Raw genomic sequence first — 25,302 nt, 5'->3', positions numbered from 1 at the left:
GTGTGCGGTCGAAGGGCTAGCTCACCACTCGGGCAGCCGCCTGCGCCCGGCCAGTACGTCACGCACCAGATCGTCGTAGGCGTCGGCCAGTTCGGCCAGGTGGTGCCACGCGCAGTGCAGCATTTCGTCGTTGGCCGCCAGCGTCATCAGTGCGTGGTGCGCTCGCACGGAAGCCTCGGCCATGCGGTCGATGACCGAGCCGACGGTCTCCGTGTGCAGCGTGGCGCCGAGGCGGTGCTGCGGGATGGCCCGCAAAACCCAGTCGTCGATCGCCAGCACCAGTTCACTACGCCGGCAGTCGATTTCGCGCAGGACCACCGGATCGGTGTCGACTCGCCCCCCGCGCCCGACGATCCGTTTCTCGTGCAGCACGGCCAGATCACGCGCGAACCACAGCAGCGGTCCGCCGACCACCCGATGTCCGCGACACGCCCGGACGAGAATGTCGGAGAGGGGTAACAGACCGGTAGCTGCCGGGAGCCCGGCGGTATCGACACTCCGCACTGTGTCGGGGAAAGCCATTACAACTGTAGAACTCTCCGAACCAGCCACGTTGCCTCGCCGTCATCGCCGCAGAGCACCGGATCAGGACGTTCATTACAATAAACCTCGCAAGCTTTCTGTCAAGCATTACTCGGCCGTAGGTAACCGATACGAGTACACTTCGTTACCTGCACGACCTACCGAGGAGCATGATGGCGGACGGTCCGACCTATCTCCGGATCGCGAACCTCCTCCGTGAGGAGATCCACGCGGGCACATGGAAACCGGGCGACCGGTTACCCAGCCACTCCGAGCTCGCCGATCAGATGCAGGTCTCGATCACCACCTCGCGCAACGCGATTCAGGTGCTCGTCGCCGAAAATCTCGTCTACACAGCAACTTCCCGCGGCACCATCGTGCGCAACCAGGAGGTCCTGGAGTCGGTGGTCACCGACCACATCCGGCGCGATCGGCCCAGGTCGGCACACGACATCTTCGAGGAGATCGCGCGCGCGGCCAACCGGGAACCGTCCAAGCAATTCAGCACCAGGATGGAACCCGCGAACACCGAAGTCGCGCGCTGGCTCGGTGTCGCCGCCGATTCCTGGGTGCTCGCGCGCACGGTGGTGCAGTACCTGGACAACGAACCGTGGTCGTGGGAGGTGAGTTTCTACCCCCGCGACCTCGCCGAAGCCGCGGGCATCGACTCGCCACACGACATCCCCGAGGGCACCACCCGCCGTCTGGCCGATCGCGGCTACGGCGAGACCGCCCACCGCGACACCGTGCTGGCGCGCGCCGCCACCGCCGAAGAAGCGGCAGTGCTCGGCGTCGCCACCGGCACCGTCCTGCTCGACCATCTGCGCATCGGCGCCAACCATGAACGCGTCACCCGCGCCACCCGCCACCGTTCCCTGGCGGGCCGCAACCAGCTGGCCTATCAGCTCGGCGACAACACGGGCACCGACGTCATCGCCCGCACATTGGGCATCGCACCCGGGTTGGCCGTCGCGCTGCCATGACGGTGCGCCTGCGCCCGGCCACCCTGGGCGACCTGCCGCTGATCTGCCGCCTGCGCGTGCAGCGCACGTCGTGGCTGACGGCACGCGGGTCGGATCAGTGGACGGTGGCGGGACGCGGTCGACCGATCGAGATCTTCGCCGGGGCGGTCGGGCGGGCGCTGGATCGCGGTGAGACGTGGATCGCGGAGGTCAACAGTGAGCCCGCCGGGACGATCACGGTCAACCAGCGAGCCGATCCCGGCCTGTGGTCGACGTGGGAGCTGGCCGAGTCGGTGATCGTGCACTTCATGATCGTCGACCTGCGGTTCGCGGGTCTGCAGGTGGGGCACCGGATGCTCGCCCACGCCGCCCGGCTGGCCGACCAGAAGCACCGGGACTGGGTCCGCCTCGATGCCTGGACCGCCAACCGCCACCTGCACGACTACTACCGCCGCGCCGGCTTCACCCTGGCCCGCATCGCCGACCCACTGGCGAGGGGCCCGTCCTGCGCGCTGTTCGAACGCCGCACCGACAGCTGGTGCGGTTCACCGGTCCGCCGCCCGGCGCACCGGCGTTCCGTCCCGGCACTGCCGCTGATGGATCACTTCCCCGGCTGAGTGCGCGGTTACAGCGGTGGCAGGTCGGCGATGTGCACGAGTTCGATGCCCTGGCTGCGGGAGACCAGCGTGCCTCGGCCGGGCGGCATCTTGCTCGGGCGGACATCGCCGATCAGCTTTCCCTCGTCCCGGGAACCGCTCATGATCAGCGTCTGCACCGACAGGTTCTTCATCGCGCCGAGCACCGGGTCGTACAGCGCACGCGACGCGCCACCGATGCGGCGGGTGACGACCAGGTGCAGGCCGATATCGCGTGCCTGCGGCAGGTATTCGAGCAGCGGGGCGAAGGGGTTGACCGATCCGGTGACCACCATGTCGTAGTCGTCGACGACGACATAGATCTCCGGGCCGGACCACCAGCTGCGTTCGCGCAGTTGCTGCTGGGTGATGTCGGAACCGGGAATTCGCTTGGCCAGGTAGCCCGCGACCTCGGCGATCATCGGCCCACAGGTCTGTGACGAGGTCGAGTATCCGGCCAGCTGATCGCCCTCGAGCACACCGAGCATGGTGCGCCGGTAGTCGATCAGGATGACCCGCGCCTCGGACGCGTCGGACTGTTCGGCGATGCTCATCACGATGTTGCGCAGCAGCGTGGTCTTGCCGCATTCCACGTCCGCGAAGGCCATGAAGTGTGGTTCGAGACCGAAATCCAGTACCAGCGGCTGCAATTCGGACTCGCCGAGACCGACGACGACCTTGCTGCGGTCGAGCTTCACGCCCTGTCCCTTGGCGGTGGCGACGACCTCGTCGCGCGGGAAGCTCAGCGGCAGCATGCGCACCTGCGGGGCACGGCGTCCCGGATACAGCGCGATGAGCTCTTCGCGCGCCCTGGTGACACCGTCGGCGACCGTGGACGGATCGGAGTCCGAATCCAGGCGGGGCAACGCGATCAGCATGTGCAACTGTTCGCGGGTGAGACCCCGGCCCGGCCTGCCGACCGGAACCTGGTGCGCGGTGCGGCGATTCATCTCCGAGTCACCGGGGTCGCCCAGGCGCAGCTCCAGCCTGGTACCGACCTGGTCCTTGACCACCGGCCGGATCTCGGCCCAGCGCGAGGCGCCGATCATCAGGTGGACGCCGAAGGAAAGACCCTGGGTGGCAATGGCATTGATCAGCGGTTCGAGGATGTCGAATTCCTCGCGGATGGCGCCCCAGCCGTCGATCACCAGGAACACGTCACCGAACTGGTCGGCGGCGAGCAGGTCGCCCGGTGCGGCCGTGGTCCCGTTGATCTGTCGCGCCTCGAGCGCGGAGAACTTGCGCCGGCGGAACTCGGCCATGGATTCGATGCCGAGCTCGGCGAATCGTTCCTCGCGCTGCCGCATGAGGGTGGTGAGCTCGGCGATGGTGCGCCGGACCCGATCGCCGTCGAGACGACCGGCAACCGAACCGACGTGCGGGATCCCGACCAGACCGGCCATGCTGCCGCCACCGAAGTCGAGGCAGTAGAACTGCACCTGCTCGGGCGTGTGCGTGGCGGCCGCGGCCAGGATGATCGTGCGCAAGGTGGTCGACTTGCCCGACTGCGGGCCACCGACCACCGCGACATTGCCCTGTGCGCCCGCGAGATTGATGGTGAGCACGTCGCGGCGCTGCTCGTAGGGCTTGTCGATGACACCGATCGGCATCCACAGCTGACCGTGCCGGTTCACCGGCGATCGCCAGTCGGGGTCGGGCAGCAACATGTCGGCGGTCGGCGATTCCTCCAGCGGTGGCAGCCACACTTCGTGGGCGGGCCTGCCGTGCCCGGTCAGCCGTTTGACCACCACGTCGAGCAACGAATCCGGGATACCCTCCTCGGCGCTCTGACCACCGGGCGGGGGCGGTGGTGGGAGTTCCGGCCGACCGCGCAGGATCGGGTCGGTCTCCTCGTGTTCCGGCTCGAGCTCGGCGGCTTCGACGGGGGCCGCGGTGAACACCACGGGCCGTTGCCCGCCGACCGGCGCGCCGTCGTCGTCGATGACTGTGCCGACCGGCGCGACATAGGAACCCGAGACGTAACTGGCGTTGAACCGAAGCGGTTCGGAGGCATCGCTTTTCAGGTAGCCCGCGCCGGGCACGCTGGGCAGGTGGTAGGCGTCGGTGATGCCGAGTACCGCGCGCGATTCGTTGGCCGAGAAGGTGCGCAGACCGATCCGGTAGGACAGGTGCGATTCCAGGCCGCGCAGCTTGTTCTCCTCCAGGCGCTGCGAGGCCAGCAGCAGATGCACGTGCAGCGAGCGACCGAGACGGCCGATCATCACGAACAGTTCGGCGAAATCCGGTTTCTGCGAGAGCAATTCGGAGAACTCGTCGACCACCACGAACAGCGCGGGTAGCGGGTCGAGCGGAACGCCTGCCGCCCTTGCCTTCTCGTAGTCGGTGACGTTGGCGTAGTTGCCCGCCGAGCGCAGCAGTTCCTGGCGGCGGTTCATCTCACCGGCGAGCGCGTCCTTCATGCGGTCGACCAGCGAGAGCTCGTCCTCGAGGTTGGTGATCACGGCCGCGACGTGCGGCAGCGAGTCGAGGCCGAGGAACGTCGCGCCACCCTTGAAGTCGACGAGCACCAGGTTGAGGGCATCCGGCGAATGCGTGGTGACCAGCGAAAGTACCAGCGTACGAAGGAACTCCGACTTGCCCGAGCCGGTGGCGCCGATGCACAGGCCGTGCGGGCCCATGCCGTTCTCGGCCGATTCCTTGATGTCGATCTCGACCGGCGTGCCGTCCGGGGTGATGCCGATCGGCACCCGCAGGCGTTCCCGCGCGGTTCGCGGTCGCCACACCCTGGCCGGGTCGATCTGGGCGGCGTCGGGAATGCGCAGCAGGGCCATCAGGCCGGGGTCGCTGGTGGTGCCCTCCCCCAGGCTGACGATCTGCGCGGCCGTCGCGAGCCGGTAGCGGGCGAGTGAGCGCGCGAAGGCCGCCGCCTCGGCCGAGCTGACCTCGTCGGCCGTGGCGAACCGTTCCACCCCGGCGGCACTGCGCGCCGACACCGCGCCGTCGGCGACGACCAGTTGCAGGCCGCGGCGTGCCGCGAGTCCGTTCTCCGGCGCGGTCAGGTCGAGCACGGTCACCGAGTCGAGGCCGGATTCGCTGATGGTGCGCTCGTTACCGCTGATGTAGCCGTCATCGATCACCACCACCAGGTGCAACCGGCCCTGGGTGGGCTGCGGATTGCGCATGAACCGGCCGCGTTCCATCAGCTCGGTCTGCAACGCCGATTCGAGCTCGCCCAGCGAGGTGTACATCATCCGCGCCGAGCCCAGTCCGTCGCGCACCGACGGATGCTGCACGTGCGGAAGCCATTTCGCCCAGGCCCAGTGCGTATCGGGATCGGCGCAGACGATGGCGACGACGAGATTGTCCGGCCCGTGGAAGGTGGTCAGTTCCATCAGCATGGCCCGCACCAGCTCGCGGCCCTCGTCGAGGTCGCCACCGATATTGATGGCGGGGAAGGCCCGCAGCGAGACCGCGGTCGGCAGTTCGTGCACCACCGAATGCGTGCGGACGAAACGGCGCAGCGCCACCGTGGACACCGGTTCGAGGTCTTCGAGTGGGCCGGTTTCGGGCCTGGCCAGCTTGGTGGCGAGGCGGTGGCTGCCGACGCCGACCCGCACATGCCCGAAGTCGGGGTCGTTGGGACGGCGCTCCCACATCCGCCTGCTACCGATCAGCGAGGGCAGATCGGCGGGTTCGGGATGACTCCAGCCGAGCGTCTCGAGCTGTTTGGTGCCGGTGGTGCGCACGTCCTTGCGCACCTGGTCGAGATACCGGAAGTAGTCCTTGCGTTCCTCGTTGAGCTCGACGGCGCGCTTGGGACCACCGCCGCGCATGCCCGCCATCATGCCGACCATCGACATGAGCATCATCATCGGGAACATCATCATCATCGGATTGGCCAGCAGATTGCGGCCCATCGTGACCATCATCGCGATCATGCCGACCACCGCCACCACCATGATGACGGGCATCAGCTTCATCATCAGCGGCGACGGGATGGCGCGCTGGATCTCCGGCGGCGGGGTGAGCGCTACTTCACCACCCGGTGCGCGCGGCGGCGCGATCCGGGGGCGACGGACGAAACCTTCGGTTGCCATCGAACCCTCTACTCCTCGAATTCCTGATTGAGGTCAACACCGCGACGGCGGAACGGGAACCCGAACGCGGCGCCGATTCCCAAGGCGGCCAACAGCAACAGCGATCCGGCGATCGCGACCTGGCGCGGGCGGGAATCCGGTTCCGGCGCCACGTAGGGTTCGGCGATCGGATGGCCGATGTCGGCGCCCCTGCTGGGCGGCTCGGCGGACAACGGTGCGGTGAGCGCCGCGAGCGGGTCGATCAGACCGGCGCCGATGGCGTCGTCACGGCCGCGCCCCGGTGCGTGCGCGGTGCGGGTGATCCGTTCGATCACCTGCTGGGCGGACAGGTCCGGAAAGCGCGACCGGATCAGCGCGGCCAACCCCGCGACATACGGTGCGGCGAAACTGGTTCCGTCGACCGGCTGCACACCCTCCATCGTCTGCACGCCGTCGACCAGCCCGGTGCCACCGGGCTTGCTGTCCAGCGACACGATGTTGCGGCCGATCGCGGCGGCCCCGACCCACGGCCCGCGCAGCGACAGCGCCGAGGGCTGGCCGTCGGCGTCGACCGAACCGACCGACAGCACGTACGGGGTGAACCACGCCGGGGACGGGACAGTGGTCACCGAACTCCAGCCGGACCCCTCGTTCTGGTTCTGGCACGGCCCGCCCTGCTCCACATTGCCCGCCGCCGCCACGACCACCACGTTGCGGTCGTAGGCGTATTTCACGGCGGCGCCGAGCGCGCCGTCGGCGGTATTGGAACCGGCTGCGGTGCAGGCCACCTCGGAGATGTTGATCACGGTGGCGCCCATGTCCACCGCGCGCACGACCGCACCGGCGAGGGTGAGCACACTGCCGTAGCCGTCGCTGCGCAGCGCACCGTCCTCCTTGACCGAACCGGCCCGGTCCTTGCGGTCGTAGGCGAGGCTGAGCTGGCGGATGGCCAAGATCTCCGCGTCCGGGGCGACCCCGACGAACGCGTCGTCGGGCGAGGGCCGGGCGGCGATGATGCCCGCCACCAGTGTGCCGTGGCCGTCGCAGTCGACGGTGCCGTCGGTATCGCTCACATAGTCGCCGCCCGCTTGCAGCGCGGGCAGGCGCGGATGCCGGTTGACGCCGGTATCGATCACGGCCACCTTCTGCCCGGCCCCCCGGCTGAACTGCCAGGCCGAGGGCAGATCGAGGACCTGCTGCGACATCGGCGGTTCGACCGGGGCGTTGCCGCGCAGCACCGGTTCGGCACACAGTTCGCGCTGTTCGGTCGCCTCGAGTGGAGCCGGCCTACCACTCAGCGCCAGCGCGGCGTCGAGCGCGCCCGGATCGATGCGCGGCGGAGCGATGGCGCCCGCGGGCGCCGGGAATCCGGCGACCGTGCCGAGCACGGTCGCCGCACAGGTGAGCCGCAGCAGCGCGCGCCGCATGGCTGCGCCGGTCATATGTTGCGGGCGGTCGAGTACACATCCATCACCCACAGCGCGAGCGGGATCATCGTGATGATCAACAGGTACTCGAAGATCTCGATCATCCGCCGCGTCACCGGTGTCACTTCGACATGGGGTCCGATGACGCCGAACCCGATCACAGCACCCGCGGTCGCCAACAGCAGTGCCACCGCGACGAATTCGAGCGATTCGTGGCCGAGGCCGAGGCCCGTGAGCAACGCGAACAGAGTGAGCGCGCCCGCGATGATCAGCGTGGCGGCCTGCACCAGGTCAGCGTAGGAGCGACCGCGCAGACACAGCACGATCCCCGCGACCGCCGCGAGCGCGACGCCGCCGGAGTGGAACGAGCCGAACGGGTCGGCCGCGCCCACGGCACCGATCAGCGCGGCGAGCGCGCAGGCGACAACGAGGCCGGTCTGGATCTGATTCGCGACCCGGGCACGTTCGCCGAGCCCGGCCGCCGAAGGCAGCGCGATCGCGCCGACCGCGCCGACGCCCTCGATGGTGGGGCGCTGTTCGTGATCGGCGGGATCGATCGCCCCGCCCGCCGTGGGCACCGGCGGAATAGGCAGCCGTGCCGTCACCGCGGCCAGCCGTGGCACCGACGACAGCAGCATCACCGCCGCCACGAGCACCCCGGCGAACAGCTTGGCCAGCCCCGGATGCCAGATCAGGTAGATCACACCCGACACCGCGCCGAACACGCTGAGCGTGATCGCGGCGGCGAACAATCCGGCTCCGATTCCGGTGACCCGATACCCGATCACCGCGGCGACCAGGAGCATCACGCTGCCGAGCAACAGGCTGCCCGCACCGAGCACACCCGGCACCACCAGCGCACCACCGCCGAACAACAGCAGCAGCGCGTCCAGCGAAAGCCAGTTCGCGGTAATCGAATCCGTGAATTTCCGCGCGGCGATTCCGGCCGCCGCCGACGCGGCGATCCCGGTGCCGAGCAGCGCGAACGCCGGCGCGAGCGGATCGGTGTGGGTGCGCGAGACGATCAACAGCGCGAGCGCGGCGATGATCGAAACGGTCGCCAGCACGAGCCCGGCCCAGCGGGCCGCCGATCCGGACCAACCGCGGAACTCGCCTGCGGTGAGCCGGGATACGGCGTCGATGACGTCGTCGAACAGCGCGGGCGACTCCCTGCGGGTCACCGGGCTCAGCACCAGCAGCTCACCGTCGTAGACCTCGGCCTCGGTGAGCGTGCGGCTCGGTGCGAGGGGGTCCTGCCCGAGTCGCGCCAGCGTCCAGTGCTGGGCGCTGATCGGAGCGGAGTCCTCGTCGCCGTCGGGCAGGCGCGGATCCCGCGAACGGATCAGCGCCACCAGATCACCGATGAATCCGGCGATCGGCACCGTGGCGGGCAGACCTATGTCGAGCTGCGTATCACCCCCGATCACTGAAACTCGGCATAGTTCGGGCTCATTGCCTAACAACGTCGACACCAGTGATGAACTCTCAGTCGTAGCTGACTACTTCCGTTGCGACCACACGGCAGCGTTACCTAATCTAACGGACAGGGCAAACCGGCGCGATCGAAGTCCTACCGCCGGATTGAACACCAGCTGTCCATCAGAGGAAGATTTCGGGGTCCGACACCACATGCCAGACATTCGCCAGGCTCAGCGCGCCTTCGACGCGGGCGTCCTCTCGCTCGGTCTGTCCATCGACGGTCAGGAGTCCGCGCGCGACGAGGAGTACGCGAAGCTGGCCTTCCAGCGCGCGACGGAATGGGATTCGTCGATGTGCGACGCGTGGCTGGGCCGCGCGGCCGCCGGCGAGGTGACCAAGGAGGTGCTGTTCAATCTGCACCGGACCAGCCTTGATTCACTCGGTCGCGAGCAGCGCAGGATCGGCCTCGCCCCGCGCGCCATGGCCGGCCGGTTCCTGCCCGGGCTCTACATCGACTACCCGCTGGCCGGGCTCACCGAGATCTGGCTGGCCTGGGCATCGCAGCTGATCGCCGACACCGACTACGACCAAGCCGAGCAGGTTCTCGACGAACTGGCGAGGTTGCGCGGCGGTCGCGCCGACGACCCCGACAAGCAGATCGACGATCGGATCAGCTCCTACATCCGCGGCATCCTGCACTACAACACGCAGCGCTGGTCGGATGTGATGACCGTGCTGGCCGGCTCGGAAAGCTGGAAAGACCCCTATCTGGCCACCGGTGCGAATGTGATGGTGGGCACCGCGTGCGCGCAGCTGGGATTGTTCGGCGAGGCGATCCGGCGGATGGAACAGGCCGAGGCGGGCCCGATTCCGTCGGCCAAGTTCACCGCCATGTACAACCGTGGCCTGTGCCTGCGGGAATCGGGCAACGAGGCCGAGGCTCAGAAGCTGTTCGAGCAGGTCTACTCGCAACTGCCCGATTTCGCCGCCAACACGACCGCCATGCGCGACCGCACCTTCCGGATCGTGGTCACCAGCCGCGAGGTGATCGACGCGCGCACCGACAAGTGGGATTCCGGCTCGGCGCCGACGCTGGCCTCGATGAACGAAGCCGCCGCGGAGGACCGGGCGAAGACCGTGCTCGCCGAGGCCCGCGCACAGCTCGACAAGCAGGTCGGACTGGCCTCGGTGAAGAACCAGGTGGCCAAGCTGCAGTCCTCGGCGCAGCTGGCCAAGATCCGTGCGGGCAAGGGCCTGTCGAGTCAGTCCCGTGGCCAGCACCTGGCCTTCACCGGCCCGCCCGGTACCGGTAAGACCACCATCGCGCGAGTGGTCGCCAAGATCTATTGCGGTGTCGGGCTGTTGAAGACCGACAAGGTGGTCGAGGCCAAGCGTGTCGACTTCGTGAGCCAGAACCTCGGCGGCACGGCGATCAAGTCCGAGAAGCTGATCGACAGCGCGATGGACGGCGTGCTGTTCATCGACGAGGCCTACACGCTGATCCAGACCGGACTTTCGGGCGGTGACGCGTTCGGTCGCGAGGCCGTGGACACGTTGCTGGCGCGTATGGAGAACGACCGCGATCGGCTCGTGGTGATCATCGCCGGGTACGACGGCGAGATCGACCGGTTGCTCGCCGCCAACGACGGCTTGGCCTCGCGTTTCGCCAAGCGTCTGCAGTTCCCCTCCTACACGGCCGCCGAACTCGGGCAGATCGGCGAAATCGTGGCCGGCAGCCGGGATTCCCAACTCTCGCCGGAGTCGCTGGCCACCCTGATCGAGACCTGCGACTACCTGTACAACCTGGAGAGCACCGACCAGAGCGGGCAACCGCGCCGCGGTGTGGACCTGGCAGGCAACGGTCGCTTCATCCGCAATGTGATCGAGTCGGCGGAAGAGGAACGCGAGTTCCGGCTGGCCAATACCGACGGGCTCGACCTGGCCGAGGTCGACGACGACGTGCTGATGCGCATCGAGGAGCCGGACATGCGGACCGCGCTCGCCGGGATCGTCGCCACCCTCAATATCGGACAGATCCCGAACCTGGGCTGAACGCCGAAGGGGCCCGGTGCGAATGCGCGCCAGGCCCCGCTCTTTTCGGCTACTTACTGGCCGAGGGCAACGAATCGTAGCTGGTCAGTGCGTCTTTCGCGGACAGCGTCGGGCCGGGGACGAGCTGGCCGATGATCGACCACGGCGCGAGCTTCGGCTTGTCCCCGAGGCCGAGTACCGCGGCGGTCGCGGCGTCGGGGATGCCGTAGCGAATCCCGTTGTCGGCCACATAGAACAGCGATTCACGCCGCAAGCTCCCCGGCTCCACGCCGGTGACCTGCACGAATTCGCCGGTGCTCGGCGCCAGGTACACGGCATCCATTCGGTTGCCCGAACCGTCGGCGGTCGCGAGAGTCACCGGCTTGGCCGATCCGGCCAGCGGCAGTTTCGTTCCGGCGAGCAACGTCACCGTGGCGCGTTCGGTCGGCCCGTCCACCGACTTGCCCTGCGCGGTCGCCTCACCGGGGTCCTTGGCCCAGTTCACGCACGCCACGGGGGCGTCCTCGGCGGACAGGATCCGGGGCTTGTGTTCGGGAAAGGCGTCGATCGGCAAGGTGTGCAGCATCGGCATCCGGTCGAGTACATCCGGCGCCAGCTCGGCGATCTCGCGCATACCCCGCGAATCGGCGTTGCGCAGCAGGTCGGCGGTGAACTCCGAGACGCGCTGCACGCCGTCGGCGAGCACCACGTACATCGTCTCCTTGCCCGCGGCCTCCACGCCAGTCACCGAGATGATCCCGCCGATCGGCACATTCGACAGTTTGCCGGGGCCGGGTTCGCCCGCGCGCTCGATGGTCGGCACGGCGAGCGGCGGGGCCTGGGTGGTCGCGCCGAGCACCGCGCTACCGATCGGACGGACCTGCTGACCGGTCAGCCCGAGCGTCCTGGCGAGCACCGAGTTGGTCGGGTCGACCTCGGCCCTCGCGCCCTTGTACAGGAGGAAGGTCTTGTCGCTGTGGCGCATCAGCATGGCGTCGTCGGCGCCGACCGCGCCGATCCGGTCGCCGGTCTCGAGCTTGCCGACGATGGCGGTGGTGAGGCCGCCGCCCGCGCCGGACGCACTCCCCGCGGCCGAGAGCGGGGTGGTCTCGCACAGCGTCCAATTCGAGCTCGACCCCTGCTTGGACCCCGGCATGGCCGCCGGGGCGCCGGGAATGCCGAGCAGCGGACCACGTGGCATCGAACCGAGCTTGTCGTCCTTCACCGATTTCGGGGCTTGCGCGTCGCCGGCGATGAGCCGGGCCGAGGCCAGATTGAGCACCGGGTGAAGGGTCTTCTCGCCCTCTTTCGCCTCGACGACCACATACATGGCGCCGCTCTGCTTCCCGGTGACGATCAGCGCGTCGCCGATCGCGCCCTGTGGTTTCAGAAAGCCGAGGATGGCCGCCCCTGCCACGATGATCAGACCGAGGACCGCGCCGACCATCAGCGACCGGCTCTGCGACTTCATCGGATCGTGCAACATGCGCACGTCACGGCGGACCAGGGCATGATCGAGCCTGCGTAGCAGAAAGCGATAACCATTGACCTGGGCTTTGGTTGTCAGCTGTGCCGGCACAGGGACTCCATTGCTGAGTTGATCACCATCTCGTCGGACACGGTACCGTAAATCCGGAACTTGTCCTTCACCATGATTCGACGTACGCCAAGCGGGGACAACGGCTTTGAACAACAGTATGAACGCCGGGCAAACCGGCAGCGCACACGTCTACGACACCCTGCGTGACCCGGAATTCTGGTTGTTCCGGATGTACCCGCTGCGTGCGTGTGTGCCGACCGCGATACTCGCGGCGATCGTGGCCTGGATCGTGCTGGCGACGACGGATTCGGTCTACGGCGCGATCGGCGGCGCCGCGGTCGTGCTGTTGATCGGGCTCGTGCCGATCCGGCGACGGCCCCCGGCGGTCCGCATCGGCGACTGGTTGGCCCGTCGCCTGCGCGGCCGCGCAGACACCCTCGATCGGGCGCCCGCGTTCGACGTACCGCTGCCGGAGGGCGGCGGTTGCGGGGTGCGCTGGGACGGCGATCTGCTGCTCACCATGCTGCGGATCGACCCGCCGCCGGACACCCTCACTCTCCTGCGTCGCGGCTCGCTCAGTGCCGACCAGCTGCTGCCGCTCACCGAAGTGGCGCGCTGCCTCGAGCAATTCGATGTGGGCCTGGTGAGCATCGATGTGATCTCCACCGGCGCGCGCACCGCGGGCACCGGCGCGGCCGCACAGCTGTACAACCGGATTCTCGGCCCGCTGCCCGCCATCGCGCACCGCACCTGCTGGCTCGTGCTGCGCCTGGACCCCGTGGCCAACGCGACCGCGGTGGACAAGCGCGGCGGCGGTGCGACCGGTGCGCTGCGCACCATGATCATCGCCACCCGCCGGGTCGCGAATCGGCTGGCCACCCAGGGCATCGACACCGCGGTGCTCACCGCGACCGAGATGAACAGCGCGCTGCGCGAACTGTCCTACGGCTTCGATCCGCTGCGGCTGACCGAGTCGGCGCACGGCCTGGAATCCGAGTACGGCAGGCATCTCACCCACTACCAGCTCACCGCACCGATGATCGGCACCAACGGGCTGGCCGAGATCTGGTCGCTGCCCACGTTGTCGACCACCGTCACCCTGCGCCTGCACCCCGGCGCGGGCCGGATCGGCCGGGCGGACGACAAGGCGGGGACCGTCGTGCTCAACGCCGTGGTCCGCTTCGATTCGGTGGAGCCCTACGACAAGGCGCCGATCGCCGGTCTGCGCGAGCTCCCCGGCAGCCAGCGGCGAATCCTGCTCGACACCTTGCCCATCGGCGCCGCCGACGCCCTCGGTGGCCGCGACGGCTACCGAGGCACCCTCACCGCACTCACCGACATCGCCGTGCCGACGACCGGCTGCGGCCAGCTGATCGGCGCCGACGAACGCGGCCAGGGCATCGCCGTCCCGCTGATCGGCGCGGGCACACGCCACGTCGACGTGATCGGGAACCTGGACCTGGCTCAGCAGGTGGTCCTGCGGGCCACCGCGCTCGGCGCGCACGCCGTCGTGCACACCACGCGCCCGCAGGCGTGGCAGTCGATGGTCGCCAATCTGGCTACCCCCCAGCTGCTGTCGATCGCGCCACGCGCCGCGGGCGCGACCCCACAGGCGCCCCCCGGCCCGCCACCCGTCCCCGCGGCGCCGTATCCGACCACCACCGTCCTGGTGTTCGACGGCATCGCGCCGACCACCCACCTGGGCGGTGCGACCTTCGTCGAAATCCGCACCACCGAACGCGATCCGGACGCGCTGCCACCCGACGTGACCCTCATCCAGGACCCGTACGCCCCGAACCGGATCACGGTCCGAACCAGCACCGGCAGCGCGACAGTGTCGATGGTGACCACCCCCGACGAAATGCACTACATCGGCGAATCACTCGCGGCCCGCTGAGAATCGCCCGACTTCACACCCAGTTCGGGAAAACCGCACCGCGAACCAGCACCAGCCACCCACCCGCACAACCGAGCCCCATACGGGCCGACCTCGCACGGGTCCACCCCGTACGAGCCCGACCCGCACAACCCAACCCCCACGGGCCGACCTCGAGGAGGCCCTCGCCCGCGCAGCGGGCGTAGCGGCCCGGCCGCCCGAAAAACGGGGCGGGACAAAGTGCCGAAGGCACGAGTCCCGCCCCGTTTTTCGGGTGGCCCCTCAGGGGCCGCGCTCGAGCGCACCAGCGCTCCAATAACTCAGCTCCTAGAAATCAGCGAAACCGTCGCCGACCTTGCCGTCGGCCTCGAGCGCGCGGTTCAGCGCGGACTCGACCTGAGCGGCGAGCTTGTCGAGCTTGTCGAGCGTGTCGGTCAGCTCGGTGGTGACGTTCTTGTGCGCGGTGTCGAAGGTCGAGATCGCCTGGTCACCCTGCAGGTTGTTGCGGAAATCCGAAGCGGCGCCCTCGAGTTCGTCGATTTCGCCCTTCATCTTCCCGCCGTAGGTCTGCAGGTCGCTGAACAGCTCGTTCATCGCCGCGGGATCATAAAGAATGGTCATAGCTCAGTTCCTGTTCGTGTCTGAATCGCGGTCAGAGGTTGGTGTAGCCGCCGCCACCGCCGGTGGAACCGCCACCGGACAGGCCTTGGCCGTCCATGTTCACCAGGGTGGACTTGCCGGAGCTGACCGCTTCGGTGAGCCGGTCGAACTTCTTGTTCAGTGCATCGGACTCGTCGTGCCAGGCCTGGGCGACCTTCACGAACTCGTCGGAGGCGTCACCCTTCCAGCCGCGGAGCACGGCCTGGGCGGCGTCATCGATCTGGCCGACCGACGTGCGGAGGTTGCCGATGCTGCTTTCGAGCTTGGAGACGACGCCGTCTACGCCGCCTGCTTCTACACCTACTGGTCCCTGAGGGGGCATGTGCCGAACCTTTCCTACTTGATGGTTGAAACGAGAGATGGCTTAATCTGGCCGCCACCCCCCACCGGGAAGCCCCTCGAGGAGCGCACCGATCGCCTGCGTGAGGCGGTGATCGGTGCCCGGCGTGATGGTCGACCACACCTGCCCGTCGGGCGCCGTCATCGGCGCTACGACGATCCGGCCGCGCGCGGTGTCGTACACCGCGACCGCGCCAGGGGCTCGGGTGGTCAGCCCGTCGTGGTGGACTACGGCGACGATCTCGGTGTAGCCATGGCAGGTGCCGAAGGCCGCGCCGAGCACGGTCGCCTGGTGCGCGTCGATACCGAGCGCATACATCGCGTCCACGTACTGGGAAGTTGTGCCGGCCGCGTCGAGGCGCGCCGCCAAGTCGTCGGCAGCGACGCTCACCGGCGCTACCTCGGCGGGCGCGCAAGTCGGCAGCGCGGCCAGTAGCAGGCGGGCGAGTTCGCGGTCGGATCCGTCGATGGCATCGGTGGCGATCTCGAAGGTCTCGCCGGTGCGTATCGCGCTGGCGTGACCGGAACCGCGGCGGGCCAAGCAGATTCGCCGCCTGCCGTCGTCACCGTAGCCACGGGCGACGAGTTCGGCGTCGGGTTGGGCCAGGGTGTGCAGCGCGCCCGCCAAATCGGGTTCGACATCGCCGTAGCTGTCGAAGATACCGGTGGCGGTGAGTTCGGTGACCGCGGCGTCGCGGGCCGCGCGCCAGGCGTCGAAGGTGTCCTGCTGCGGGCCGACGGCGAGCACCAGCGGCAGGGTCTGCACACCGAGCCGGTCGGCGACGGCGAGCAGCGCGTCGTTGGTGAGCGTGGTCATGGCCGTCCCTCCGCGGTGGCGGTGCCGCCGGTCTGCGCGGCGGCGCGCTCGGCGACGCCGAGCACCGCGGGCGCGGCCTGGATCTCGCCTTCGGCGACCAGCTGGTCGGACTCCTCGTAGGCCAGGCCCGCGCGCGGGAAGCGGGCAGCCGAGTCCTGGCCGCCGCCTTGCGCCATCGCGCCGGGGACGAGCGGCGCGGACTGCCCGGCCGGGGTGGTGGTGACCGGCGCCGCCTGTGTGGTGGCTCCGACCGTGGTCGCTGACTGAACGAAAGTCGGTGCGCGGTAAGTGGTTTGGACCGGAGTCGGCATCGACGGCAGCGCGCCGAGGCCGATCGCGCCGATCCCGGGCATCGCCCCGACGCTCGGCGTCGGCGACGCGCTCTGACCCGACTTCTCGCCGGTGAGCGCGGCTTCCGGGGCGATCGGCGGTGGCGGCGCGTGCAACCACGGCGTCGCCAGCGGTTCGGTGGCCGCCTCGTAGCTGCGCATCACCCGGGAGGCAACGGCTTTGGCCATGTCGGCATCGGCGTCGGTCTGCGCCGCGATGGCCTTGATCGGCGCACCGAGGGCGGCGCCGACCTGTTCCAGTGCCTGCTGCATCGCCGTGATCGCGGCGATGTCGGCGGTATTGGGCATGGCGATGGCCGCCACCTCGTAGGCGAGGACCTGGGCTTGCATCCTGGCCGCGTTGGCGGTCGCGGCCGCCGCGGTCTCGAGCAACCACTCGCGCAGCGTCGAGATCCGTTCCCACACGAGCTCGCTGCTCCCGGACTTCCAGGAACCACGCAAGGTCTGCAGCACCTGCTCGTAGTCGAGCACGGCCGCGCCGAAGGCCGCGGCGAGCCGCGTCCAGGCGGCGGCCGCGTCGGCCATCGGCATCGGTCCGGCACCGGCGGTGAGGTCGGTGGCGAGCTTGTCGGGCTCGCGCGCCTCCCACACCACTCCGGTGAAGCCGGGCTGCGGTGGTTCGATCATTATCCGTTGAAGCCGCTGGTGTTGTCGGTTTCCATCTGGTCGAACTCGCTCACCTGCGCGCGCAAGGTGGCGGCGAGCTTGTTCATCTCGTGCGCACCCGCCTCGGCGCCGGTCAGGTAGTCGTCGGCGACGCCGTTGGCCGTGTTCGCGGCGCGCACCGACACCTCCTCGGTACCGGCCGGTGCCACGTGCAGCGCCGGTGCCACGGCGGTCAGTTCGGTGGTGAGCCGGTCGGCGATGCCGTCCAGCGCTGCCGCGGCTTTGCTCGCCGCGGCCGAATCGAATTCGAAGGTGTTACTCATCTGCCACTCCTGTCATGGTCGTGCCGCGTCACAGTGAGAGTTCTTTGTCCGGCGGAGCATCGGTGACCACCGGTTCGGCGGCGCCGACGACCGGGGTCGCCACCCCCGCGATCTGGCCGACGACTTCGTCGCCGTGGTTTCCGGTGACCAGCTGCGAGTGCACGGCCTCGTTGCCGCCGCCCTCCACCGCGCGCGCCATCGGCATGCCCGCGCCGGCACCGCCCATCGGCATCATTCCCGGCGACGAGCCGCCTGCCGATGCCGTGGTCATGTTCGCGCCGCCGGAGGTGGTGCCGCCCGCGCCGCCGACCGCACCGGTGGCACCCACAGTGGACAGACCACTGGCGCGACCGCCCTGCCACGGACTCAGTGGTGACGACGACGACCCGACGCCGCCGATCGCACCGACCCCACCGATCGCACCGCCTCCGCCGGCACCGCCACTCGCGGCGGCCAGCTCCTCGGCGGATTCCTCACCGGTCGCGGAGATCTCGGTACCGGTGGTCGTCGAGCCGGTGGTACTGGTCGACAGCGAACTCACCTGTTCGGCAAGCGAACCGAGCGAGGAGACCGCGGTGCTCGCGGTACTGATCAACGGCGTGATCAGGCTCATCAGCTGGCTCAGCGACTCGCTGCCCGCGTCGACGCCGGACGGCGCGTTGGTCACCTCGACCTTCTCACCAGCCTGCACCATCTCGCCGCTGCGCGCCACCATCTCGGCCTTGGTCTCGGCCGTGATCGCCAGACCCTCCGCCATCGCCTCCATGGTCGCCGCGATCAGCACCGCCTGACCACCCGGTGTGAGCACGTAGAGCGGAGCGAGCGCCAGGGTGGCCGAGTACCGGGCGATCACCGCGGCCAGCTTCGCGCCGCCGACCGCGACATTGCCCGCCGCCTGGGCGAGCACCGCCTTCTCCTGGGTGCTCTGGGTGGCGAGCTTGGCGCCGTCGGACTGGGCCGCGGTCGCCTTGGTGGTCGCCTCCGTCGCCGCGGCGCTCTGCCACAGCTGCATCACCGTCTGTAGCGCGGTCGAGCCGAGCGACATCACGGTCTCGAGCACCGAGGAGATATTCGTCAGTGCCTCAGCGGGATTGCTCGACGTACCGGTGCCCGAGGTCGCGCCGGTACTGCCGAGCGCACCGGTGCCGAACGCGGAGGCCAGCTCGGTGAGTGGCTGCATCAGCGCCGTCAGATCGATCGTCGGCAGCGCGGGCATTTCCGGCAGCTGGATGAACTCGGGCAGCTGCGGCAGCTGCGGCAACCCCATCGAGCCGAGCACCTGGCTCACCGGCTGATCGAGCATCGGCGCAAACGAACTACCGCGCAGCACCTCGAGCACAGTCGGATCGACCGACGCTGCCACGCCGGCCGAATCTCCCCCTGGATACGTCATCGCTACTGATCGACCGCCGAGATACCCAGCTTGGACGCGCCGTCGGCGCCCTCATAGGTAGCGGCGGCCTGAGTAGCGGTCAACGCGGTACCCGCGTGCACCGCGGCCAGCTGGGCCACCGAGGTGAGGTGGTTGGCCTGCGCGTACGCGAACGACATCAGGAATTCCTGGCCGATCAGGCCGAACACGGGCACCGCGGCGGCCATCGTGGCGACCTGGTCGACCGCGCCTGCCTGGGCGACCCCCGCCGCCATCGTGGCCGAGGCACCCGCGTACGCACGAACTGCGTCCGGAACTACCGTAACATGGTTCATGGCTATCGTCCAATCTCGAAACAGCCCATGGTGTTTCGTTACTTTATCTACCCGTCCGGCCCTGACACCACACAAATCTGCGGTGAAGATCAGTTGAATCTCACGTACCGGCCCGGTTGTACGCCGTTACCAGCTCGGCTCGCTCACCGAAGGCGCGGTGCGCGGCGGCCTGCGCGGTCTGTACCAGCACCCGCTCGAAATCCGCCGGTGACAACTTGGCGATCGCCGCGCTGAACTCGAGCCCGACCAGCGCGCCCGCACCGTCGACCGTCACCGTCACCGCGCCGTCGGGCGAAACTTCCTGCGCCCGGATGCCATTGGTGGCATCGGCCAGATCCTGCAACCGATAGAGCTGACCCTGCACTTTCGCGATCAGCTCGTCCATGGTCTCGACCATCGCCTTGTCCTCCCCTCTTCGCTCGCTAGACCGACCGCAGCCAGCTGTCCGGCTCGGTGTCGTATTCCTGCTCCTCGACGATCTCCGCCGCCGCGACCTCGGTCTCGGTGGGCAGTCCCGTCGCCGCCAGCAGCGCCGGGTCGAACCCAGCCTCCGCCAGCTGATTACGCCGTGCCAGACCCGCCCGCTTGGCCGACTTCTGGCACAACCGCAGGATCTCGGCGGCCAGCTCGGCGGGGTCGCGGCGGACCTGTTCGCGATCCACCGTGATCCCCACCGGCAACCCCTGCTCGGTGGTACGCACCACGATCGCGCCCGTCACCGACGACGCGCTGAACTCGGTCGGAAACTCGTCCACGACTCCCCCTTCCGTCTGGCCCGGCATCATTACGCCCGATCGTCCCTGATGGCTCTGACAACTTCGGCGATCTGAGTGTTGATCAGCGACACCACCCGCCTGCGATCGGCACCGACCGCCACCCGCGGCGTGCCGGGCACCAGCACGTAGCGACCGTCGTCGGTCAGGTCGCGCCAGCCCAGCCGCAAGCGCACGATGCCGCGCGGACCGAATCGCGACCAGCCCTGCTCGATGTCGATGAAACCGTCGCGGTCGAGCGGCGCCTGCTGAAAGGTCAGCGTCCGCACCGCGGCATCGTCGTCGTAGTGCTGAACCAGCGAGCGGCCGTAGGAGTGATCGAGCTGGTCGTCGGCCGGTTCGTCGAGGCGGATCTCCTGGCCGCGCCCCGCTTCCGCCGGGGGCAGGTGGCCTGCGACGACGTCACCGAGAGACAGCGCATCATGGCGGGTGATCACGAATCCCTCAGCGTGGTACAGGGTGCGGCCGGGGCGCTGGCGCACCAGATAGCCCACGTCGCCCTTGCGCGCCGCGAGCATGCGCACCGAGAACGCGGGATCGGTGAGTCGCTCGCCGCCGCCGTAGCCGCGCACGATCAGCCGGATATCGGGATGGGTGAGCACGTCGATGATGTCGTCGAGCTCGTGCCCCCAGCGCTGCTTGATCGTCATCCAGTTGTGTTTCAGCGTGAACTCCGCCGCATCGGAGGTGCTCGGCTCACTGCTGTGGATGAACGGGTCCGGCATGTACTCCTCGTCGATGCCTGCCCACAGCGCATCGAACTCGTCGCCGGTGAATTCCCAGGTGGGCGTCACTGTTCCACCACCGGCCTCGCGACGATCGGCGCGTCACCGAGCGCTTCGTCCAAGTGGGTCGTCGAGTCGAGGTAGTCGGCCCGCTTGTGTTCCTTCTGCTGGCCCTGACCACCGCCGGCCCCACCCATCGGCGACATCGGCATACCACCCATCGGCGAACCGGCCGCCGACGACGCGACGCCCGTGCGGAAGCCCTCCATACCTGTGGTGGCCGAAGCCCGCGGGAACAGCTTGGACGCGCTGTCCAGACTGGGCGACAGCGGCGCGGCGCCCGCACCGGCGCCACCACCGCCGGAACCCGAGCCACCGCCGCCACCGCCGCCCTTGCTCGCCGCGCTGAGCGCCTTCTTGGCCTGGTCCTGCAGGGAACCGAGCGCCGCGGAGCTCGGAATACCCGCCAGGGCACTCTGTTCCGCGGCCGAGGTCGCCTGTTCCACGGCCGACTGCGCGGCGGAACTGGCCTGTTCGAGACCGGATTGCAGGGCCGAGGTCAGCTGATCGGTCGAGGACGACCCCGTCGATCCCGTCGAACCGGTCGACCCCGGCGAGCCGTTGCCCGTGGTATCCCCGCTGCCATTACCCAGCTGGCTACCGGACTTCTGTTCCTGCAGCTCCGCCATGGCCTTCTTGAACGCGGCGGAGGTGTCGCCCGAACCCGATCCGCTCCCCGAACCCGATCCGCTCCCGCTGCCGTTTCCGGAGCCGTTCCCGTTCCCGTTCCCGTTGCCGTTTCCGTTCCCGTTGCCGGTTCCGTCCCCGGAGGACGGCGCGGTCGGATCGGGCAGCGTGGGAATGTGGCTCGTGGTGCTGTTGAGTCCGGGAACGTAGGTGTTCCACATGACCTGGCGGCCGTTCTTGGCGCAGGCCTCCTTATCGGCCTGTGCCTGCGAGCCGTTGGGATCGGAGTAGCACCGGGGCAACATGAGCGCGGTCGCCAGCCCCTTGGAGGTGGCGTTGATCCAGCCGACGGTGTAATCGAGTGCTGCGGCCACCTGTTTGGTCTGATCGACCAGCAGTCCGTTGGCCTCGTGATAGGCCGACATCGCCGACATGGCGCGCGTGGCGCCGCCCGGGCTGGTCCAGCTCTTCTTGCTCGCTTCGACTTTGGCGTTCAGGTCGTCGAAACCCGTTTTGAGCCAGCCTGCCAATCTGCCCCAATACAACGCGGTGTGAGCCAGATTCCCGGGAACCGTCGACAGGGAATTCATGATCGCCTGAAGTTCGTTGTAGTTGTAGCCGCCGGGGCCCTCCGCCTTCATTCCGGCCGGATCGAAGGTTTTACCGTCGGACAGGATCTTCGGCAAGTTGACCGCGGTCGCCACCGCCGGAAACTGGACGACCGTGGGCGGCAGTGGCGTCTTGGCCATGCCTGCGCTTCTACCCTGCTCGATCTTGGTGCGCAGCGCGTCCAGATCCACCTTGCTGCCGTCCTCGGCGCCCTTGTAATGCCGGGCCGCGTCGAGAAAGGTGTTGGCGACATTGTCGAGTACCGTCTCGTGCTTGCCGAGCACGGTCTGCAGCTGACCGGCCTTCCCTTCGAACTGCTTCGACAGCTGTTTGCCCGACTCCAGCGAGGAGAACTCGGGCAGGTTCGAGACCATGTCCACCTGGGATTTCACCGAGTTGACCCAGTAGCGCGCGTTGTTGGCGGCTTCGACCAGGTTCGGCAGCGCCGACGGCTCGAGCATCAGCGATCCGTCCGAGGCTGCCGAACGCAGCCCCGCCCACTGATCCTGCGCCGATGGTCCCGTCATGAAGTCGACCCTCCCTGTCCGTACCGGTGTCGCCTCGCGCCCCGCCTGGCACCGCTACCACGACACCGCCGATTCGCACGGCTTGCTAACGATTCTACGGTCTGTCACATGAATTACGCATGTACAGCAGCGATCTCACTGGTGGCGATGGTTCGACCATCTCCGACCATCGCGATCACCAGCCCGCGTCGGTAGCGGGCCGCGACGGATCACGGGATCCGTCTTCTTCGTCGGTCGAGAGTCGTTCCCGCTCCGGCGAGTTGGGCGGCTCCAGCGAGGCTTCCACCGGCTGCGGAATCGCGAAACCGTCCATGTCGTCGACCAATTCGGTGATCTTCGGCAGGCGGGCGCGTTCGCTCTGGATCGGCGCCATCAGCGCCTGCGTCTTGCGGGCCACCTCGACCGAGGCCTGCTGCGCGGCCTCGGTCACGGCCTTGGCGATCTCGGTGTAGGTGAGGTCGTCGATGTCGGGGGTGAACTTCGTCTCGATGACCTTGTAGTCGGCGTTGACCGTCACCGTCACCCGTTTGCGCACGGTGGCGCTGGCGATGATCTTGGCGCGGTCCTGCTGGACCTGCGCGATCGCACGCATCTGGGTCTGGACAGTCTCGAGGATGTCCGCCATCTGTGCCTTGGCGTGCTCGTTGGCCATTCCCGGTTCCCTCCGACTCGCGGGCCGTCGCGCCCAGCCCGTCGGTTAGCGAGCACACCACAACTGCCACACCCACGCAACAGCACGACGCCGTACGTCAGGTCGCCAGGCCGACGGTGTGGGTGCCCGCCGAACCGGCGAGATTCAGCTGGAACCAGGCGGAATCGACGTTGTAGACATCGTCGGGAAAGACGCGGGTGAACGCCTCCCTGGCCACGGCCCCACGCTCGGCGGCCTCGACCAGGCCGGGGACCGCTTCCTTCTGCGCCTGACCAGCTTTCGCGCCGAGCAAGCCGGTCAGCACGTCGACAACGGTCCTGGTGTCCCACATCCCGGGGACGGCGGACGTCAGCGCATCGGCGCCGGCCGACGCGCCCCGATACCAGCGGCCGCCCTCCCACCAATAGCAGAAACTCAGCAGACCGTTCTCGGCGCGGCGGTTGATCACCGGCTCGGCGACCCAATCGGGCGCCCCGAGGAAGAGCTGCGGCATCGGGAGGTCTTTGTTGTAGACGGCGTCGAGTTCCGGTGCGTCCCACACTCCGCCGGAGAGCACCGCACGATCGCCCGGGAGCAGACACAGGGTGGAGCCGCTGTGTTTCGAGCCCTCGAAGACGTGGAAGGCCGGTGTCACCCGCGGTCCCCACTTGGAGCCGATCGCCACGAACGCGGCGGCGATCAGCGCCCACCGGCGGGCCAGGAGATCGAGCGGCGGGAATTCCACGTCCGGCGCCGACCCGATGGCGGTGCGGCCCGCCGCGGTATCGGCGCGCGCCTGCTCGGCCGCGGCCAGCGGCGTGCGGATCTGCCGGTTGCCGTGACCGATGTAGGCGGCCAGCCAGATCGGCAGCCGATCGCGCGGATAGATCTCGATGTCGGTGCGGTACACCGTCGGCGGGAAGAGCTGGTCGTCCGGGAACGGGTCGTCGCCGTAGTCGTATTCGACGTTCATCCGGCCCGCGTTGCTCAGGGTGAGCAGGTAGCGCCACCACGGCCCGTCACCCATCGACGCGGAGAGGTGCCGGTGCTCACGCAGCAGATCCAGCAGTTCCGGGCTCGGGAACACCCGGGCGAAACGCTCCTGCTCATCGTGGAACACGACCATCGACACCTCGGCCGCCGCCGTCAGCGCGAAGGAAGCCTCGACCTTGGTCCAGCCCGGCGGACCCAGCGCCGCCTGCGTTTTCGCGATGCGATGACTCAGGGCGGCGGCCCGATCCGTGATCCCGTCGTCGTCGGCCACCACCGTGGTGAGGGTGAATCCGACATCGGGATCCCCGGCCAGCTCGTCAGCCACTGCGCACTCCTGTTGCCTAGTCCTGGTTCTCGCCGTACCGCGCCGTCACGGTGCCTGCCTCGTCCCACACGGTCCGGGTGAGCAACGCGCCGCCGGGGGCGAAAACGGTTTCTTCCTTGCGATTCCCGGTGGGGAACCACGTGCACCATCGGCCCACCTCGTGCCGATCGGCGTACTCGCCGGTGTAGCGCGGGGTGCCGTCGAGGTACCAGCCGCGCGTCGGACCGTCGGGGTAGCCGTCGGTGTAGCCGGCCAGGTCGGTGATGGGGCTGCTCGGTGCCGGGCGGCGGAACTGCCTGCCGGTGAACGGCTCGGCACCGTAGTACATGCGGCCTTCCTCGTCGTCCCAGCGGAACGCGGGATCGTCCGCGGGCACCGCGTCGGCCGCGATGTCCTTGCGGGTGCGCTCGTCCTCGAATTCGATCACCTCACCCGCCTGGTTCCAGACCGAGTGGGTGAGCAGCGTGCCCTCGATGTCGTAGACGTCCTCCAGGCGGCGGGCGCCGTCGGGATACCACTCCTGCCAGGTGCCCACGGGCCGGTTGCGGTAGAACTCGCCGTTGTAGCGCATGGTGCCGTCGGGGTACCAGCCCGTCCAGTCGCCGTCGCGGTCGCCGTCGTCGTAGCTCCAGTACTCGCGCCAGGTGCCGTCGGGGCGGGTCTGGGTCACCGCGCCGCTGTAGGGCTCACCCCGATACGACAACCTGCCGGTCGCCGCGTCGATCGCCACATCCGGATCGCTCAGTTCGATCGGATCGTCACTCACCTTCGAAACCTCTCC

23 protein-coding genes are annotated in these 25,302 nt (G+C 68.6%); 4 read left to right on the top strand and 19 right to left on the bottom strand.

Going from position 1 to position 25,302, the window contains the following annotated elements:
* Positions 1–21 precede the first annotated feature (21 nt).
* Positions 22–522 (bottom strand): DUF4254 domain-containing protein, encoded by a 501-nt coding sequence (locus ACWDXS_RS26280; protein ID WP_378993616.1) that lies wholly within the window; start codon positions 520–522, stop codon positions 22–24.
* A 173-nt stretch (positions 523–695) separates the two neighbouring features.
* Between ACWDXS_RS26280 and ACWDXS_RS26275 the strand changes: the two genes are divergently transcribed.
* Together ACWDXS_RS26275 and ACWDXS_RS26270 are read left to right on the top strand one after the other, a co-directional pair.
* Positions 696–1,505, top strand: a complete 810-nt coding sequence (locus tag ACWDXS_RS26275) for a GntR family transcriptional regulator (RefSeq protein WP_378993617.1) — start codon at positions 696–698, stop codon at positions 1,503–1,505.
* Positions 1,502–2,101 (top strand): GNAT family N-acetyltransferase, encoded by a 600-nt coding sequence (locus ACWDXS_RS26270; protein ID WP_449969561.1) that lies wholly within the window; start codon positions 1,502–1,504, stop codon positions 2,099–2,101. Before ACWDXS_RS26275 ends, ACWDXS_RS26270 begins: the two co-directional genes overlap by 4 nt.
* Positions 2,102–2,109: 8 nt before the next feature.
* On the opposite strand, the gene eccCa is transcribed toward ACWDXS_RS26270, so the two are convergent.
* Genes eccCa through eccD form a run of 3 tightly spaced genes read right to left on the bottom strand, consistent with a single transcriptional unit; the run spans position 2,110 to position 9,055 of the window.
* Entirely contained in the window at positions 2,110–6,177 is a 4,068-nt protein-coding gene (eccCa, locus tag ACWDXS_RS26265; protein ID WP_378993619.1) for a type VII secretion protein EccCa, read from the bottom strand.
* A gap of 8 nt (positions 6,178–6,185) precedes the next feature.
* Positions 6,186–7,598: a type VII secretion-associated serine protease mycosin gene (gene mycP, locus ACWDXS_RS26260; RefSeq protein ID WP_378993620.1), complete on the bottom strand. Its 1,413-nt coding sequence runs from the start codon at positions 7,596–7,598 to the stop codon at positions 6,186–6,188.
* Positions 7,595–9,055: a type VII secretion integral membrane protein EccD gene (gene eccD / locus ACWDXS_RS26255; RefSeq protein WP_449969556.1), complete on the bottom strand. Its 1,461-nt coding sequence runs from the start codon at positions 9,053–9,055 to the stop codon at positions 7,595–7,597. Before eccD ends, mycP begins: the two co-directional genes overlap by 4 nt.
* Before the next feature lie 157 nt (positions 9,056–9,212).
* Between eccD and eccA the strand changes: the two genes are divergently transcribed.
* Positions 9,213–11,054, top strand: a complete 1,842-nt coding sequence (gene eccA / locus ACWDXS_RS26250) for a type VII secretion AAA-ATPase EccA (RefSeq protein WP_378993622.1) — start codon at positions 9,213–9,215, stop codon at positions 11,052–11,054.
* Between the two features lie 49 nt (positions 11,055–11,103).
* Here the strand turns inward: eccA and eccB are convergent, their stop codons facing one another.
* Positions 11,104–12,612, bottom strand: a complete 1,509-nt coding sequence (eccB, locus tag ACWDXS_RS26245; protein ID WP_378993623.1) for a type VII secretion protein EccB — start codon at positions 12,610–12,612, stop codon at positions 11,104–11,106.
* Positions 12,613–12,730: 118 nt separating this feature from the next.
* On the opposite strand from eccB, the gene eccE reads away from it, so the two are divergent.
* Positions 12,731–14,470, top strand: coding sequence for a type VII secretion protein EccE (gene eccE / locus ACWDXS_RS26240; protein ID WP_378993624.1), 1,740 nt, complete (start codon positions 12,731–12,733; stop codon positions 14,468–14,470).
* A 306-nt stretch (positions 14,471–14,776) separates the two neighbouring features.
* Here the strand turns inward: eccE and ACWDXS_RS26235 are convergent, their stop codons facing one another.
* From ACWDXS_RS26235 to ACWDXS_RS26170, 14 genes are all read right to left on the bottom strand, one after another.
* A complete protein-coding gene (locus ACWDXS_RS26235; protein ID WP_378632332.1) occupies positions 14,777–15,070 on the bottom strand; it encodes a WXG100 family type VII secretion target in 294 nt (97 codons plus the stop codon).
* A 31-nt stretch (positions 15,071–15,101) separates the two neighbouring features.
* Positions 15,102–15,431 (bottom strand): WXG100 family type VII secretion target, encoded by a 330-nt coding sequence (locus tag ACWDXS_RS26230; protein WP_378993625.1) that lies wholly within the window; start codon positions 15,429–15,431, stop codon positions 15,102–15,104.
* Positions 15,432–15,473: 42 nt separating this feature from the next.
* Entirely contained in the window at positions 15,474–16,265 is a 792-nt protein-coding gene (locus tag ACWDXS_RS26225) for an ESX secretion-associated protein EspG (RefSeq protein WP_449969549.1), read from the bottom strand.
* Entirely contained in the window at positions 16,262–17,242 is a 981-nt protein-coding gene (locus ACWDXS_RS26220; protein WP_449969546.1) for a PPE domain-containing protein, read from the bottom strand. Before ACWDXS_RS26220 ends, ACWDXS_RS26225 begins: the two co-directional genes overlap by 4 nt.
* On the bottom strand, positions 17,242–17,544 hold the full coding sequence (locus tag ACWDXS_RS26215; RefSeq protein ID WP_358062216.1) for a PE family protein: 303 nt from the start codon (positions 17,542–17,544) through the stop codon (positions 17,242–17,244). The genes ACWDXS_RS26220 and ACWDXS_RS26215 overlap by 1 nt, the downstream gene beginning before the upstream one ends.
* 28 nt (positions 17,545–17,572) lie before the next feature.
* Entirely contained in the window at positions 17,573–18,907 is a 1,335-nt protein-coding gene (locus ACWDXS_RS26210; protein WP_449969542.1) for a hypothetical protein, read from the bottom strand.
* 32 nt (positions 18,908–18,939) lie between these two features.
* Entirely contained in the window at positions 18,940–19,251 is a 312-nt protein-coding gene (locus ACWDXS_RS26205) for a type VII secretion target (RefSeq protein WP_449969539.1), read from the bottom strand.
* Positions 19,252–19,351: 100 nt separating this feature from the next.
* Positions 19,352–19,648, bottom strand: coding sequence for a YbaB/EbfC family nucleoid-associated protein (locus tag ACWDXS_RS26200; protein ID WP_378993629.1), 297 nt, complete (start codon positions 19,646–19,648; stop codon positions 19,352–19,354).
* Positions 19,649–19,673: 25 nt separating this feature from the next.
* The gene (locus tag ACWDXS_RS26195; protein WP_378993630.1) at positions 19,674–20,006 is read right to left on the bottom strand and encodes a hypothetical protein; all 333 of its coding nucleotides are present in this window, start codon (positions 20,004–20,006) and stop codon (positions 19,674–19,676) included.
* Positions 20,007–20,035: 29 nt separating this feature from the next.
* On the bottom strand, positions 20,036–20,818 hold the full coding sequence (locus ACWDXS_RS26190; RefSeq protein WP_378993631.1) for an ESX secretion-associated protein EspG: 783 nt from the start codon (positions 20,816–20,818) through the stop codon (positions 20,036–20,038).
* Complete coding sequence (locus ACWDXS_RS26185; protein ID WP_378993632.1) at positions 20,815–22,572, bottom strand: hypothetical protein; 1,758 nt, start codon at positions 22,570–22,572, stop codon at positions 20,815–20,817. The genes ACWDXS_RS26190 and ACWDXS_RS26185 overlap by 4 nt, the downstream gene beginning before the upstream one ends.
* 175 nt (positions 22,573–22,747) lie before the next feature.
* Positions 22,748–23,224 carry a YbaB/EbfC family nucleoid-associated protein gene (locus ACWDXS_RS26180; RefSeq protein ID WP_101464408.1) on the bottom strand — a complete coding sequence of 159 codons (477 nt, stop codon included), beginning with the start codon at positions 23,222–23,224 and terminating at the stop codon, positions 22,748–22,750.
* A 97-nt stretch (positions 23,225–23,321) separates the two neighbouring features.
* Positions 23,322–24,521 (bottom strand): hypothetical protein, encoded by a 1,200-nt coding sequence (locus ACWDXS_RS26175; RefSeq protein WP_449969533.1) that lies wholly within the window; start codon positions 24,519–24,521, stop codon positions 23,322–23,324.
* A 16-nt stretch (positions 24,522–24,537) separates the two neighbouring features.
* Positions 24,538–25,287 (bottom strand): toxin-antitoxin system YwqK family antitoxin, encoded by a 750-nt coding sequence (locus tag ACWDXS_RS26170; protein WP_449969531.1) that lies wholly within the window; start codon positions 25,285–25,287, stop codon positions 24,538–24,540.
* Positions 25,288–25,302 lie beyond the last annotated feature (15 nt).

This window comes from Nocardia sp. NPDC003183 (genome assembly GCF_053590715.1).
This window is presented reverse-complemented; position numbering and strand designations above follow the sequence as displayed.